At 64.6% G+C, this 15,114-nt stretch carries 14 protein-coding genes and 2 pseudogenes; 7 read left to right on the forward strand and 9 right to left on the reverse strand.

Features of this window, described 5'->3' with window-relative positions; genetic code table 11:
* Positions 1-197 (reverse strand): annotated as a pseudogene (locus BMI01S_RS27470) (type III glutamate--ammonia ligase); the annotation flags it as partial.
* A gap of 257 nt (positions 198-454) precedes the next feature.
* Between BMI01S_RS27470 and BMI01S_RS27475 the strand changes: the two are divergent.
* Complete coding sequence (locus tag BMI01S_RS27475) at positions 455-1,057, forward strand: helix-turn-helix domain-containing protein (RefSeq protein ID WP_028213429.1); 603 nt, start codon at positions 455-457, stop codon at positions 1,055-1,057.
* Positions 1,058-1,281: 224 nt separating this feature from the next.
* On the opposite strand, the gene hutG is transcribed toward BMI01S_RS27475, so the two are convergent.
* The gene (gene hutG, locus BMI01S_RS27480; protein WP_028232350.1) at positions 1,282-2,091 is read right to left on the reverse strand and encodes an N-formylglutamate deformylase; all 810 of its coding nucleotides are present in this window, start codon (positions 2,089-2,091) and stop codon (positions 1,282-1,284) included.
* 40 nt (positions 2,092-2,131) lie between these two features.
* On the reverse strand, positions 2,132-3,097 hold the full coding sequence (locus BMI01S_RS27485) for a LysR family transcriptional regulator (protein WP_028213431.1): 966 nt from the start codon (positions 3,095-3,097) through the stop codon (positions 2,132-2,134).
* A gap of 273 nt (positions 3,098-3,370) precedes the next feature.
* Here BMI01S_RS27485 and BMI01S_RS27490 point away from each other — a divergent pair, with 273 nt between their 5' ends.
* Positions 3,371-4,144: an electron transfer flavoprotein subunit beta/FixA family protein gene (locus BMI01S_RS27490; protein ID WP_051381531.1), complete on the forward strand. Its 774-nt coding sequence runs from the start codon at positions 3,371-3,373 to the stop codon at positions 4,142-4,144.
* 39 nt (positions 4,145-4,183) lie between these two features.
* On the opposite strand, the pseudogene BMI01S_RS43210 reads toward BMI01S_RS27490, so the two are convergent.
* Positions 4,184-4,270 (reverse strand): annotated as a pseudogene (locus BMI01S_RS43210) (HutD family protein); the annotation flags it as partial.
* Here BMI01S_RS43210 and BMI01S_RS43215 point away from each other — a divergent pair.
* Positions 4,257-4,862: a HutD family protein gene (locus BMI01S_RS43215; protein WP_051381532.1), complete on the forward strand. Its 606-nt coding sequence runs from the start codon at positions 4,257-4,259 to the stop codon at positions 4,860-4,862. The pseudogene BMI01S_RS43210 and the gene BMI01S_RS43215 overlap by 14 nt on opposite strands.
* Positions 4,863-4,884: 22 nt before the next feature.
* Here BMI01S_RS43215 and BMI01S_RS27500 read toward each other — a convergent pair whose 3' ends face one another.
* A complete protein-coding gene (locus BMI01S_RS27500) occupies positions 4,885-5,088 on the reverse strand; it encodes a DUF2970 domain-containing protein (protein ID WP_028213433.1) in 204 nt (67 codons plus the stop codon).
* Between the two features lie 40 nt (positions 5,089-5,128).
* Between BMI01S_RS27500 and BMI01S_RS41100 the strand changes: the two genes are divergently transcribed.
* From BMI01S_RS41100 to BMI01S_RS27515, 4 genes are all read left to right on the forward strand, one after another.
* Positions 5,129-5,296: a hypothetical protein gene (locus tag BMI01S_RS41100; RefSeq protein WP_154671396.1), complete on the forward strand. Its 168-nt coding sequence runs from the start codon at positions 5,129-5,131 to the stop codon at positions 5,294-5,296.
* A 201-nt stretch (positions 5,297-5,497) separates the two neighbouring features.
* Positions 5,498-6,919 carry an aminotransferase-like domain-containing protein gene (locus BMI01S_RS27505; RefSeq protein WP_028213434.1) on the forward strand — a complete coding sequence of 474 codons (1,422 nt, stop codon included), beginning with the start codon at positions 5,498-5,500 and terminating at the stop codon, positions 6,917-6,919.
* 108 nt (positions 6,920-7,027) lie between these two features.
* The gene (locus BMI01S_RS27510; RefSeq protein WP_028213435.1) at positions 7,028-8,818 is read left to right on the forward strand and encodes a nitrite/sulfite reductase; all 1,791 of its coding nucleotides are present in this window, start codon (positions 7,028-7,030) and stop codon (positions 8,816-8,818) included.
* Positions 8,815-9,219 carry a DUF934 domain-containing protein gene (locus tag BMI01S_RS27515; RefSeq protein ID WP_028213436.1) on the forward strand — a complete coding sequence of 135 codons (405 nt, stop codon included), beginning with the start codon at positions 8,815-8,817 and terminating at the stop codon, positions 9,217-9,219. Before BMI01S_RS27510 ends, BMI01S_RS27515 begins: the two co-directional genes overlap by 4 nt.
* Before the next feature lie 100 nt (positions 9,220-9,319).
* On the opposite strand, the gene BMI01S_RS27520 is transcribed toward BMI01S_RS27515, so the two are convergent.
* The 4 genes from BMI01S_RS27520 to BMI01S_RS27535 all read right to left on the reverse strand — a co-directional run bounded on the left by BMI01S_RS27520 (position 9,320) and on the right by BMI01S_RS27535 (position 15,070).
* Positions 9,320-9,829, reverse strand: a complete 510-nt coding sequence (locus BMI01S_RS27520) for an acetone carboxylase subunit gamma (protein ID WP_028213437.1) — start codon at positions 9,827-9,829, stop codon at positions 9,320-9,322.
* 23 nt (positions 9,830-9,852) lie between these two features.
* Entirely contained in the window at positions 9,853-12,174 is a 2,322-nt protein-coding gene (locus BMI01S_RS27525) for a hydantoinase B/oxoprolinase family protein (protein WP_028213438.1), read from the reverse strand.
* An 11-nt stretch (positions 12,175-12,185) separates the two neighbouring features.
* Entirely contained in the window at positions 12,186-14,330 is a 2,145-nt protein-coding gene (locus BMI01S_RS27530; RefSeq protein ID WP_028232352.1) for a hydantoinase/oxoprolinase family protein, read from the reverse strand.
* Positions 14,331-14,554: 224 nt separating this feature from the next.
* The gene (locus BMI01S_RS27535) at positions 14,555-15,070 is read right to left on the reverse strand and encodes a lecithin retinol acyltransferase family protein (protein WP_238327974.1); all 516 of its coding nucleotides are present in this window, start codon (positions 15,068-15,070) and stop codon (positions 14,555-14,557) included.
* Positions 15,071-15,114: the final 44 nt, after the last annotated feature.

Raw genomic sequence — 15,114 nt, forward strand, 5'->3', positions numbered from 1 at the left:
CCCGCCTCGAGCACCGTCTTCAGATGCGCGACCGGCACCGACTTGGCCTTTGCGACACCATGGATGTCGACGAACTGCGCCAATACGTACTTCACGCCCTGCTGAGCGAGCCAGCCTTGCGCGTTTTCCGCCGAGTCGAAACGGGGCACGCTTCCGGGCTCGCCGAGCGGCAGCTTACTCGCGTCGTTCAGATTCATCGTCACTCCTTGCACCAACTCCGTTGCGGTTGATAGAGGCTGGGCGCATCGCGCCTGGGCCGGTTCCGGGAACTTGCTGACCATCGTTCGGAGCGCGCACGCGGCCCGCATTACGCGCTCGCCAGGCGCTTCTCGTTGCGCACTGCGTCTGGAACTCCTTTTCCTGCCATGCAACAATGCTTCACACCATGAAACAACCGGCGCGCGCCACAGCGTGCCGGCCAGCTACGCGTCAAGCATTGCTACCGAGGCCGATCATGCACACTGGGGACGACAACAAAACCGCACTCGAACGCTTTCTGGGCGCCACCATCCGCGACCTGCGCCAGCGCCACGCGCTGACCATCGCGCAGGTGGCCGAACAGGCCGGCATCAGCCGCGGCATGCTCTCGAAGATCGAGAACGCGCAAACCTCGACCGGGCTCGACGTCCTGCACCGCATCGCCCAGGCGCTCGGCGTTTCCCTTTCCACGCTCTTTCGCAACTTCGACGCGCCGCAAGGCGGCGCGCAGCTCGTCAAAAAAGGCACGGGCATGGAGGTCGTACGCAAGGGCACCAAGCGCGGACACACCTACCATCTGCTCGCTTACGACCAGGGTCCGCGCAAAGCCTTCGAACCCTTCCTCATCACCATGGAGGATGAAGCCGAACGCTTTCCGACCTTCGAACACCCCGGCACCGAATTCATCCACATGCTCAAGGGGGTGATCGAATACCGCCACGGCCAGCAAACCTACATCCTCCATCCCGGCGACACGCTCACGTTCCAGGCCGATATCCCTCACGGCCCCGAGCGGTTGATCAAGTTGCCCATCCAGTTTCTGTCGATCTTTATCTATCCGCCCGGCACCGCCGACTGAAGCGCCAGCGACCGCATTATTCAACGCAACCTTCGTGCCATGTTTAACTGACGTGAATCAAAAGTTCCCGCTGATAAACATCCCGGGCGCAATCCGGCGTCTACTGCGTTGCCCGCACGATTCTGGCGCGGCGCGTTGTTCGTTAGCGGTGCGTGCCCTCGTTGCCGCTAGTGCGCGCCTGCACTGAAACGGGACGCACGCTTACGCTGAGTCATCAGAACGTCTTATGCAAAAGCCGGGGCGAGACGCTTCACCGCTTCGAACGCGCCACCGACCATGCGAACGAGCGTCGGCTGCACCGCCTGCGCCCGCTCGGGCACGTATTCGAACGGCGCAGTCTCGTTCATATAGGTGCATTGACACATTTCCAGCTGGATTGCGTGAATGCCGCGCGCCGGCGCGCCAAAGCAACGCGTGATGTAGCCGCCCTTGAAGCGGCCGTTCGCAACCCACGTCGAGTCGCTCGCCGCCATCGCCTCGACGGCCGCCTGCTGGACCGTGCCCGCGCACGTGCGGCCGTCCTGCGTCCCGAGATTCAGATCCGGCAGCTTGCCCTCGAAAAGCCTGGGCGATCGGCTCGCAATCGAATGCGCCTCCCACAGCAGCACGTTGCCGTGCCGCGCACGCAGGCGCGCCAGCTCCGCCGCGAGGGCATCGTGATACGGCCGCCAGTAACGGGCGATGCGTTCGGCGCGCTGCGCCTCGTCGGGCGCGCTTGCCGGCCGATAAATCGGTTCGCCGCGAAAAGTCTCGCCGGGGCACAGGCCCGTCGTCGTCTGGCCCGGATAGAGGCTCTCGTCGCCGGGCGGGCGGTTCAGATCGATGACATAGCGCGATATCCGCGCACCGATCACGGTCGCGCCCATCTCGCGCGCGAATGCATAGAGGCGATCCAGATGCCAGTCGGTGTCGGCCAGCGTGAGCGCCGCTTCGGTATACAGCGGGCGCAGCGCCTCGGGAATGTGCGTGCCGAGATGCGGAATCGAGATCACCAGCGGCGCCTCGCCGCGCTCCAGCGTGAATAGTTCGTTCATCCGTTCTCTCTTTCGTCTTGCTGCAATGCTGTGCAGCGGCTCACTGCAAGGCGTCGGGCGGCATCTGCGGCAGCGCGCGGGCCAACGCCGGCTGGATGGATCCCTCGAGCACCCGGCGCGTGAGCGTCGCGATCTCGCGCGCGAATGCCTCCCACTCGCCCTGCCGATGCAGCAGGAAAAAATCGCGCCGGCCAAGGCGCCCCGCCGGCAGCGGCAGCACCGCGATCTCCGGCAGGTAGTGCCGTGCCTGCCACAGGCACAGCGGCGTCGATATCGCAAATCCCAGACGCGCCGCGACGAGGCTCAGAAGCGGATCGGTCGCGTCGAACTCGTAGCGCCTCGGACTGTTGATGCCCAGGTGCCGCGCATAGCGTTCCACTTGCTGGCCGATCACCGAGCGCGTCGTATAGCGGATCATCGGCATCTCGGGCGCGAGCGCCCGCCAGTCCGCATTGCGGTGCTCCGCGAGCCAGCTGCGCGAGACGACCGCGACGAACGCCTCCGAAAAGAGCGGTATTTCCACGATGCGTGCATCGTTGATCGCCGTTTGCGTGCAGACGGCAAGATCGAGCTCGCGATCGTGCAACTGCTTGCTGAGGCCAGGCGTGAGTCCCGACCAGAGCGATATTTGCCGCGCCGAGCCGGCCACCGCGCGAATGAGCTCGGGACCGACCGTCGCGGCGAACGAATCGACACAACCGAGGCGCACCGGCAGCATGCCCGCATGCGACGCATCGCCGATACGCGTGCTCACCATCTGCGCGTGCTCCAGCAGCGCGCCCGCCAGTTCGAGCAGCGCGCGGCCCGCCACGTTCGGGCGCGGCGGCCGGCTCTCGCGGTCGAACAGCGTCGTGCCCTGGTCGCGTTCGAGCCCGGCGATCGCCTGGCTCACCGCGCTCTGGCTGACACCCAACTGCTTTGCCGCGCCCGTCATCGAGCCCGTTTCGCACACGGCCAGAAAGGCCTGCAATGCGTTCAGATCGATAGGCGCCTGCGTACGTCTCATGATCGGCTCCGTGGATGGCCCGCACAATCGCCGTGCATCGCCGGCACCGCACCGGAATGCATGATGCCGCGCCCGATGCCGTGCGCACACTCGATGAGCATTTGCGCTCGCTGACCATAAGTTTGCCTAATACAAAAAAGCGTGGCCGCCCGTATTTCTAAAATCCGGCCCATCGTGCATTTACGGGGGCTTCATGAGCCACTATGACTTTGTCGTCATCGGCGCCGGCGTGATCGGCGCGTCCGTCGCCCATCATCTCGCCGCTGAACACCGATGAGTATCCGCATTCTGGTGCCCGTCAAGCGCGTGGTGGACCCGAACGTGCGCGTGCGGGTGGGCGCAACGGGCACGATCGACACGGCGGGCCTGAAGATGTCGCTGAACCCTTTCGACGAATGCGCGCTCGAAAAGGCGCTGCAACTGAAGGAATCGGGCGTCGCCTCGCACGTCACCGTGCTGACGTGCGGGCTGCCCGCCCATCAGGACGTGCTGCGCACCGCGCTCGCGATGGGCGCGGACGACGCCGTGCTCATCGACACGGGCGCCGCGACGGCAACGCTCGATTCGTTCGCCGTCGCTCGCCTCGTTGCCGCGCACATGAAGGACGCGGATTACGGACTCGTGCTGTGCGGCAAGCAGGCCATCGACGGCGACGTGGGCGGCGTGGCGGCCATGCTAGCCGCGCTGCTCGGTTGGCCGCAGGCGCTCAATGCGTGCGCGCTGGACGTCAAGGAGCGCGGCTGGCGCGTGAGCTGCGGCGAGGACGTGGGCACCGCCGACTGGCAAGTCGACGGCCCGGCAGTGATCAGCGCCGACCTGCGTCTCGCGCAACCGCGCCGCGTCACGCTGCCGAGCATCGTGAAGGCGAAGCAAAAGCCGCTCGTCACGTACGAGGCCGCTGCGCTCGGTGTCTCGCTGTCGGCGCAAAGCCGCGTGGTCGCGCTCAGCGACCCGCCCGCGCGCGAACCGGGCGTTCAGGTGAAGAGCGTGGACGCGCTCCTTCAGACGCTCGCGGATCAGCGCGTGTTCGAAACGGTGGGAGCGTGATGATGAGAACCCTGGTACTTCCTGCGAGTGCAGGTCGATTGCGCCATCGTCGATGAGCAGCAGGGTGCGGTTGTAGCCCGGGAACTGCGAAAATCGCGCGGGGCCTTCCACTGTGGCGACACTCACGCGCCATGACGCGCCGCCGTTTGCCTCGGGTCCGCGCGGGGAGCGTGCGCGTCGTGCCGCCGCCGTTGGCCCACGGTTCGGGTGCGACGCCGCTGCAGTCGATGAACCGCACGGCCGCGCTGGCCGTCGCCGCGTCGAAAACCAGAAGATCGACGGGTTGCGCCGACTGCCGGGCCGCGCCCACCACGCGCAGCGTCACGTCGGATATCGCGCCGAAATCGCCTTCGGCGAGTTGCAGGCGCGCGCCGGTCAGCCGGTGCATTTCTCCGGCGACCTGCACATGTGGGCGAACGCGCCCGCGCAGCCCGTGAGCGTCCTGAACGTCATGTGCAGACGCGGCGCGGCGCGCGCGCGGGTGAATGTCGCGTCGCATTCGTTGCGCGTGACGCCCGCCGCCACCCAGTTGCTCGTGAGTCTCGCGGGACAATGGAGCGTGGAGAGCAGCCTGCTGCGCGGCGTGACCCTTGCGCCGCTCCACGTGCTCTGGATCAGCGGACGTTCCGAAGAACTCGCGCTACGGCCCTCGGCCCCTGGCGCACAACTGGCATCCGTCGCCATCGACCTGCTTGACGAAGACGCATCGCGTCCGTGACGAAACGACCGGAAGCAGCCGCTCAGAATCCTTGTGCGGTCCCCGTGGAATGCGCCACCAGCAGCACGACGCCCAGTATGCAGGCCCCGATCAAAGCGGCCAGCCCGACCGCCACGAACGGCAGCCAGCTGAAATTCACATTGGCGAAGTCCGCTTCATGGGCGGCGCTCTTGCGCACGCCGAAGAAGCTCCACAGAACAATGCGTACCATGCGGATGAGTTCCATCGTTTTCTCCATTTCGCTCGAGCGACTCGAACATGGACGTATGTTCGAACTGCTTCGCAAGCAGCAAAAGCAGCAGTTGCAAACGATTCGAGCGATGCAGCAGCAGCGTATTCGGCGCGGCCACGAGAAATGGCCCCGGCACGCGAGTGCCGGGGCCAAAGGCTTGCCACGCTACAGGCAAAAAGAGCCGCAAGCTCTGCGGGTTTAGGTGATGATCCGGGCACTCGCGCAGTAATCCCGGCGCATCCCGGGAGAACAGACCCGGACCTCGATGCGCGCTGATCGCCATGATCCGCCCCTGTGAAGCCACCGTACAGAAGCAGACGACGATAAAATCAGCGCAGCAGATCGCTTCCCCGGTCCGCAGAAGCCGACGCAAATCGCCCCCTCCTTCGATGAACAAAAGCGCATGACACGCTATGAACGCCTGGCGCAGAGCATGGCCACCGAGATCCGGTCCGGCAACCTGGCGCCCGGCGCCCGCATGCCGTCGCTGCGGCAGATCATCGCGCAGCACGGCGTGAGCCAGTCCACGGCGGCGCGCGCTTACTATCTGCTCGAACAGTGGGGTCTCGTGCGCGCCGAGGAGCGCTCGGGCTACTACGTCGCGCCGCCTTCGAAGCCCGCGGGAACGGCAGCGCAGGCAACGAGCGGCGAAACCGCTACCGTCGACATCAGCGAACTCGTTTTTTCGGTGCTCGACGCCGCCAAGCGTCCCGGCATCGTGCCGCTCGGGTCGGCCTTCCCTTCGCCGCTGCTCTTTCCGCTGTCGCGTCTCGCGAAGTCGCTCGGCCAGGCCGCGCGCAACGTGAGCCCGTGGAGCACGGTCGTCGACCTGCCGCCGGGCAACGAGAACCTCAGACGGCAGATTGCGCTGCGCTATATGCGCGTTGGCATTTCGCAGCCGGCCGAGGACATCATCGTGACCAACGGCGCGCTCGAGGCATTGAATCTTTGCCTGATGGCGGTCACGCAGCCCGGGGATATCGTCGCCGTGGAGTCGCCGGGGTTCTACGCCGCGCTTCAGGCGATCGAGCGGCTCGGCCTGCGCGCCGTCGAGATCCCCGTCGATACGCAGACGGGGCTCGATCTCGACGCGCTGGCCGGGGCGCTGGAAAAGCACCCCATCCGCGCATGCTGGTTCATGACGAATTTCCAGAACCCCACGGGCGTCACGTTATCGGCGGCGAAGAAAGAGGCGCTCGTCGACTTGCTCGCGAAACACGAAGTGCCGCTCATCGAAGACGACGTGTATGGCGAATTGCATTACGCGCCGAATTACCCGCCGCCGGCCATGGCCTTCGACCGGCGCGGACTCGTCATGCACTGCGGCTCGTTTTCGAAGAACCTCGCGCCGGGCTACCGCGTGGGCTGGGCGAGCGCGGGGCGCTTCGCCGAACGCGTGCAGCGCCTCAAGCTCATGACGACCATCTCGGCAAGCATCCCCGTTCAGGCCGGCATCGCCGACTATCTGGAGCACGGCGGCTACGAGCGCCATCTGAAGAAGATTCGCCTTGCCATGCAGACGCAACGCGACGCGATGATCGGCGCGATCCGCCGCTGGCTGCCCGAAGGCACGCAGTACACCTGCCCCGAGGGCGGCTATTTTCTCTGGCTCACGTTTCGCGATGCCATCGACGCCATGGCGCTGCATCGTCTCGCTATCGAGCGCGGCATCAGCGTGGCGCCCGGCCCGATCTTTTCCGCGTCCCACGCGTTCGAGAATTGCATCCGCCTCAATTATGGCCATCCGTGGTCGCCCCGCATCGACGAGGCGATCCGCACGCTCTCCGAACTGCTCGTTCATCCCGAGGTGCGCTCGCGAAGCTGACCGATTCGTGCGCGCGGCTTCTGCTGCGCTCTTTTTGGCGTCATCTGCTGCTTGAGGTGCCGGATGCGGCGCGATAAGGTCTTCGCTCCCGTCATTTTCGCAGTCACCATGTATCGCTATAACGAATTCGACAAAGCCTTCGTGGCGAGCCGCGCGGCCCAGTTCCGCGACCAGATCGAGCGCTGGCAAAACGGCACGCTGAGCGAGGATGCGTTTCGCCCGCTGCGCCTGCAAAACGGCTGGTACGTGCAGCGCCATGCGCCGATGCTGCGCGTTGCGGTTCCGTATGGCGAGCTGTCGAGCGCGCAGCTTCGCGTGCTCGCCCGCGTTGCCCGCGAGTATGACGAGCCTGACGCCGAGGTTTACCGGCATGCGCTCGAGGCACAGCGCAAGCTCGGCACCGCCCGCCTGCCGACGCACCATGCGCACTTCACGACGCGCACCAATGTTCAGTTCAACTGGATTCCGCTGTCGAAAGCCGCCGATGTGATGGACCTGCTCGCCACGGTCGACATGCACGGCATCCAGACGAGCGGCAACTGCATCCGCAACATCTCGTGCGACGAGCGCGCGGGTGTTGCGCCGGACGAGATCGCCGACCCGCGCCCCTTTGCCGAACTCATGCGCCAGTGGACGACGCTGCACCCCGAGTTCGCCTTCTTGCCACGCAAGTTCAAGATCGCGATTACCGGGGCGACGGAAGATCGCGCCGCGACCGGCTGGCACGACGTAGGGCTGCGTCTCGTCCATGACGAAAACGGCGAACTGGGCTTTCGCGTAGCGGTGGGCGGGGGCATGGGCCGTACGCCTGTTATCGGCGTGGTGCTGCGCGAGTTCCTGCCGTGGCGGCAGATCATGAACTACATCGAGGCGGTCGTACGCGTGTACAACCAGTTTGGCCGGCGCGACAACAAGTACAAGGCGCGCATCAAGATACTGGCGAAGGCAGAAGGCCAGCGCTTCATCGACGAAGTCGAAGAAGAGTTTCGTCAGATCGTGGACTGCGACGGTGGTCCGCACACGATTGCGCAGGCCGAGTTCGACCGCATGACCACACATTTCGCCGTGCCGCCGCAAGCGGCCGCTGGCCGCGCTGTCGATCCTGCCGCCGCCACTGCGCTGCAAACGGCTGCCCGGCAAACGCCGCAACTGCAGCGCTGGCTGGAGCGCAACGTCGCCCCGCACAAGGAAGCGTCGATGCGCATCGTCACGTTGTCCTTCAAACGCCTGCTGCAGGCGCCCGGCGATGCAACGGCGGAGCAGCTCGAACGCCTGGCGGATCTCGTGGACCGCTTCTCCGCAGGCGAAGCGCGCGTCACGCACACCCAGAACATCGTGCTGCCATGGGTTCATGCGGACGACCTGCTGCCGCTGTGGCAGGCGGCCGTCGACGTGCGGCTCGCGAGCGCCAACGTGCATCTGCTCACCGACATGATCTCCTGCCCCGGCGGCGACTTTTGCGCGCTCGCCAATGCACGCTCGCTGCCCGTCGCGCAGAGCATCATGGAGCGCTACCAGGATCTCGACGAACTCGACGACATCGGCGAGATCGACCTGCATATCAGCGGCTGCATCAATTCGTGCGGCCATCACCACAGCGGGCATATCGGCATACTCGGCGTCGACAAGGACGGCGCCGAGTGGTACCAGATCACGCTGGGCGGCTCGGATGGCTCCGCACGCAGCGGCGAAGCCCGGCCCGGCAAGGTCATCGGCCCGTCGTTCGCCGCGCACGAAGTGACCGATGCCGTCGACGCGGTGATCGGCTGCTATCTGGCGCTGCGCGAGCAGAAGAGCGAACGCCGCGAGACGTTCATCGAAACCGTGCGCCGCGTGGGGCTCGAACCCTTCAAGGCCGCCGCGGACGCGGTGCGCGCAACGGCGGAGGACGCGGCATGACGAATGTTTCGCGTATCCGGCTTTTAAGCGCCGGGGAACACGCCGACGATCACCGGGAAATCGTCCTGACTCTGTCTAACGACGCCGATCCGCTCGCGCACGCCGCGGAAATCTCGGCAGCCACGCGTGTCGAACTGCAATTCCCGACCTTCACCGACGGGCGCGCCTTTACGCAGGCCTATCTCGTCAGACGCCGGCTAGGTTTTCGCGGCGACTTGCGCGCGACGGGCGAGGTGCTAGTCGATCAACTGCTTCAGATGGAGCGCATGGGCTTTTCGAGCGCCGTATTGCGCGATGGCGCTTCAATCCAGGATGCGCTTCGGCAACTCGAACGCTTTGCGGCGTTCTACCAGGGCGACGTGCTCCGTGAAGCGCCCTCGCGCGGACCGTTGTCACGTTGACGCCGTTCATCGCGTTGCAACTGCATCGATACCGTGCGGCGTCGGTGCGCCAGGGGAGCAGGCAAAGCCCACTCCCCTGCTTTACGCGCCAATCAGGCCATTAATCCGCGGCCCGCTCCGGCACCGGGAGATTGACCCACTCCCTGTAAAACGCCTCGATGTCCGGTTCGAAGTCGTGAATCACCGGATACCACGGCGTCGGCGCCTCGACGTCGTGCATCGTGCCGCACTGCGGGCAGTAATACTCGCGATACACCTGCCATTGCGTGTCCGGCGCCATCAGCCTGGGATAGACCTCGGTCATTGCCTCCTCCGTGTCGCGCACGTAGATGGCGGCGTGCATTTTCCAGTTCTCGCGGTAGTCGCAAAACGGGTGGCCGCAGTCGCACTGGGTCAGCCATTTCTTCGTCGTAGCCGACTGCACGATGTAGAGGTGAGGACCGAGCGGCAGGACGATGCGGTCCGGGAAGCTCACCTTGGCCTGGAGCGCTGCAAGGTATTGCTCGAAGCGGCTCTCGTCCTTGGGCATGGAAAGCATGCGGAAGGTGGTTTCCCAGTCGAGCGAGCCTTCGACGAGGTGAGCGACCTGTTCGTTGGTGTAGGTAGACATATTTGGACTCCTGAATTCGATGATTACTCTTCGACCTGAACGACGGTGGTGACGTCGGGCAGGAGCGACAGGTCCATGCGGTGCTTTGCGCCGTAGGACGGGACGCCCAGTTCCTCCTCGAGCAACTGCCAGTCGTCGGGAAGGTTCCAGAACGCCTTGAAGTGGCGGGTGAACTTCTCCGACAGCGCGAAGCTCGTGGCGAACATGTGCTGCACCTGGATGGCGGCGTGCTTGTTCAGGACGCGTTCGCGTTCCTCCTTCATCCATTCTCCGGTCGGCAGGGACCGGGCAAGACGTTCCACCCGCATCTGGTTGCGGCGCGCGGCAGTCCTCGCCGCGTCCACCGTGAACACCCCGCCATCCTCAGTGAAGACCGCGCCGTACACGCTCTTTGCGTATTCCGGCAGCAGGAACTTCTGGTTGAGATCCGCCTCGATGGCCTTCGGGTCACGATCGATCGGATCGCCGAAGCCCGGGCCGCCGCGCAGATAGTTGAGGTACAGATCGTGGTTCGCATAACAGTCTTCCGTGGTAATGCACTGCTTGTCGCGCTTGACCACAGCAGAGGCGTTGAGGTGCCGTTCGTAGTCCGGGTTGCCCGGATCGATATCGCCGCCCAACGGCAGGGAATCGCCGATGGCAATACGCTCGTCCAGCCCCGTCTTGTGGGCTTCGAAGCGATAGCCCGTCGCGGACGGGTAGCCGCCCATCATGCCCCAGTCGCTGTTCATGAAGCCGTTGCCCATGAAGAACATGGTCCAGTCCTGCGCGTTCCACACCATCCGCAGCGTTTCGAAGCCGCAGCCGCCACGGTATTTTCCGTAGCCGCCGGAGTTGGCCTTCACGTTGCGCCCCAGGTAAAGCAGCGGTTCGGCCATCTCCCAGATCTCGATGTCACCCATGTCGCCTTCCGGATTCCAGATGGCGGCGGCGTGATTGAGACCGTCCTTGATTGCGCATGCGCCCGTGCCGCAGGAACTCGCTTCGAAACTGTTGACGGCATGAATCTCGCCGTCCTGATTGATGCCGCCCCCCTGCAGCCAGTTCGAGGTGTTGGCGTTGCCCGCGTTGACTTCCTCCAGGTAGCCGCGACTGAAATAGGACTGCGAAAGACCGCGCCAGAGGGCCGCCCAGCCGGAGACGAGGAAGTGCCAGGCATAGGCGTGGCCGGTCCGGCGGTCGTCCGGATTGCACCAGGTGCCTTTTGGCAGGCGAAATTCGGTAGCGAAATACGCACCGTCGTTGATGCGCTGGGTCGGCACGAGCGTCTGGCACATCATCACCCAGATCCCGGACGTAAATGCCACCTGATGGGCGTTGAAAGTGTGCCAGCCCCAACGGCTCGCGCCCTCGAAGTCCAGTCGCCACTTGCCGTCCGGCCGGATGGTCATCTCCACCGGCGAGTGCATGATGGAGTCGAGCTTGGCGAACGCGTTGGAGACCTGCACGTCCTCATGCTTGTACGGAACGTCGACGAAGGAGACCTTGCGGTACTTGCCCGGCAGGGTCATGGCCTTGATACGGCTTTGCAGTCCGCGCCGCCCTTCTTCGATGACCTCGAAGGCAAACTTCTCGTACGCCTCGATGCCGTCGGCGCGGATCACTTCCTCCACCAGCTCGCGGATCATATGGCATCCGGCAATGCGGGTCTTCTCGTCGAGGATCCAGTACTTCGGTGTGCGAACCGAGCGCTGCGACTCGTGCAGCCAGTCGCGCAGCGGCTCGTCGTTCACGCCGGTCTTGCGGCAGGTGATCATGTAGCCGTCGCCGAAGCGCTGGGTCTGGCCGGTGGACATGGAACCCGGTGTCACCGAGCCGGTGTCGATGACGTGGGTGACGCCGCCGACCCAGCCGATCAGCCGGCCTTCCCAGAAGATCGGCACGATCGTGGCGATGTCGCAGGGGTGGACGTTGCCGATCGCGCAGTCATTGGTCGTGAACATGTCGCCGGGGTTGATGCCCGGGTTGGCCTCCCAGTTGTTCTCGATCATGTACTTGATCGCCGCGCCCATCGTGCCGACGTGGATGATGATCCCGGTCGAGGTGAGGACGCAGTCGCCCGCGGCGTTGTAGAGCGTGAAGCAGAGTTCGCCTTCCTGCTCGACGATCGGACTCGCGGCAATTTTCTTCGCGGTCTCTCGCGCATGCACCAGGCCGCCGCGCAGCTTGGAAAAGAGCTTCTCGTATCCGATCGGGTCGCTGTCGCGAAACGCCAGTTTCTCGAGACCGTTGTAATGTCCGCTGGCCTTCGTGCGCTCGATGATGCCGTCGCGGTATTGCTTGAGCGTCTGGCCGGTTTTCAGCAGGTCGGCGCAGCCGATTTCCTTGTTGCTCATCATGTTCATGGCAGGTCTCCTTACTTCACTTCCTTGAGGTGGAACAGGCGGTGCTTGTCGACCGTCGTCTCGAAACCATCCGGCACCACGAAGGTAGTGGCATCCGATTCGATGATGGCGGGGCCCACGATGTGGTTGCCGGCCTTGAGCGCTTCCATCTTCCAGAGCTGGGCGTCCACCCACTTCTTGTGACGGTAGAAGGGACGCGTGCCGAGGTAGGCCTCCTTCGGCGGGATCGGCCCCGCGTCCGGGTCTTCAGGCAACACCGGCTTCTGGGTCACGACGGTGCCCCGCAGGATCGCGCCGGTAATCGAGAAGCCCAGTTCCGGCGAGCGGGCGGAACTCGCATATACACGGCCGTAGGTGTTCTCGAAAGCTTCGACGATCTGGTCCCAGTCGGCCGCCGTGCCGGCGCGGGTCACCGGCGAGACGATTTCGAGGTCGTTGAGCTGGCCCATGTACTGCATCTTGTAGCCCGGGATCAGCAGCACATCCTCGGCCTTGTAGCCATTGAGGACGAACTCGTCGATGACCTTGACGGCCAGTTCCGACCAGGCGTCCTGCAGGGCCTTGCAGGCGGCTTCCTTGTCCGCCGCCGGGGCGAGTTGGGCGACGCCGAGATCCACCGACTTGTCGTAGCGGTACTCGAAGTCGGCGCAGGCGCAGCCGAAGGCCGAGAAGCCGGCCGCCCACGCGGGCACGACCACGTCCTTGAAGCCGACGCCCCCGGTGTAGCCATAGGTGTGAACCGGGCCCGCGCCGCCATAGGAGAAGCAGGTGAACTCGGCCGGGTTATAGCCCTTCGCGCTGATATTGGCGCGCAGATACTCGGACAAGGTCAGGTCGAGCAGCTCGATGACGCCAGCGGCCGCATCCTCGACAGAGAGGCCGAGCGGATCGGCGATCTGCGCCTTGATGTGCTGCCGCGCACGGTCGACGTCGAGCTTGATCGCGCCGCCGAGGAAGTTGTGCGGGTTCAGGTAGCCGAGCACGACGTGGCAGTCGGACACCGATACCGTGTCGAGCCCGCTCTCGGGCCAGCATGTGCCCACGCGGTAGCCCGCGCTGTCCGGGCCGAGCTTGATCGACTTGCTATAGGGATCGAGCCGCACGAAGCTGCCGGCACCCGCGCCGACGGAATCCATCGCCACGAGCGGCAACGAGAGGACGAGGCGCGCCATGTCCGGATCGGACTTGATGGCGAAGTTGCCTTTGGTGATCAGGGCCACGTCGAAGCTCGTGCCGCCAATGTCGGAGCAGGCGATGTTCTCGTCGCCAAGGGCTTCGCCGAGCAGTTTCGAACCGATGACGCCGCCAATCGGGCCCGAGACGATGGTGCGCGCCAGTTCCTTGGCCTTCCAGCTGATGGTGCCGCCGTGCGTGGCCATCACGCGCAGATCGAACTTTGCGCCGTGCTTCCTGAAGCGGTCGCTCACCTTCTTCAGCGTCTGACGCGAGGGTTCCGCGCCGTAGGCCTCGAGGATGGTGGTGTTCATGCGGTGGCTTTCCTTGCGCGACGGGTAGTAGTCCACCGAGGCAAAGACGGGAATGTCCGCATTCAGCTTCCTGAGTTCCTCCTTGACGATGTCACGAGCGCGCAGTTCGCTCGTCTCGTTCTTGTGTGATTGCAGCAGACAGATGACGATGGCCTGGGACCCGGCTTCCACGAGTTCGCGCGTGGCCTGGCGCACGTCGGCCTCGCGCAGCGGGATGACTACCTTGCCCTGCACGTCGGTGCGCTCGGTGACGCCGCGCGTGCGGGAAACCGGCACCAGTGGCTCGTCGTAGCGATGCGTGTTGAGGTGGATGCGGTCTTCGAGCGCGTAGCCCAGATAGCTCTGCAGGGCGCGGCCCATCGAGTGGACCTGCTCGAAGCCGCGATTGCAGATGAGGCCCACGTCGAGACCCTTGCGCATCAGGATGCGGTTGAGCATGGCCGTGCCGGAATAGACGCACGTCGCCAGTTCCGGGTACACGTCGTCGACGCCGCGGCCCCAATGGGCCAGGGCATCCTGCGACGAGTTGTAGATGGCGAGCGATTCGTCGCCCGGGTTGCTCTGCGCCTTGCCGACCACGAAACGGCCGTCCGAACGCACGAAGAAGGTGTCGGTCATCGTGCCGCCGGCGTCGATGCCCATCACCTGTACGGTGGATTGCTGCTGCATGTCTGTCTCCTGTCATTGCACTGGTCATGGTGGGAATCCCCACGCACGACATATGGCAAGGGACATGCCAGGCTGACGACGTCGACATCGGCGGCTCGCGCGGCCAATGAAATCAACGCGTTGCTGGAATATTCAGGATGACAAACGAGGATCTGCTGCCCGCCACCGGTGTCCGGAATCCCGACACCTGCACAGCCGCATCCGGAATCCGGACACGCTCTGTCTCATTTGATATGGAGTACCTGGTTTTGATCGACCGGGCGCGCCCCATGGGCGCCCTTCGACATCAAGAGGCTAGTGAGTTGCCGGAGGGCTTTGAACCCGGTGTCGAGCATATCGATGGCGTACGACTTCCAGACATCGATCTGCTCGCTGCGGCTCTCGCCGTGCAAGCACCACATGCAGAAGTGCTCGCAGTTATTGGAGATGAGCCGATAGCGGTCCTCTCCCAGCCGGGAGTAGGCTCGCCGAACGGCTTCCTGGCCAGCGAACCTGGCGCTGGGGTTTTTTCTGATCCAGACCGGGTGTCCGTTTGCGAAGGCTTCGAGCGTGATTTCCTGCACCGGGCCGCGATGCAGTGACCGTGACAACCCTGCGTAATGCACCACCTTGCCCGCCCCGGCATAGAGGCCATGATGTGTGTACCCAAGCCGTTCGGTTACGAGATGGCTTCCAATCATTAACTCGTGCCAGCCGATCCCATCACCCACGACGTATTCGTTCTTCGATAAGTACTTCATGACCATCACCGCATTTCGCTGCCTCTTGCGCTCTGCACCGCACG

The sequence above is a fragment of the Paraburkholderia mimosarum LMG 23256 = NBRC 106338 genome (genome assembly GCF_000739815.1).
GTDB classification, from domain to species: Bacteria; Pseudomonadota; Gammaproteobacteria; order Burkholderiales; family Burkholderiaceae; genus Paraburkholderia; species Paraburkholderia mimosarum.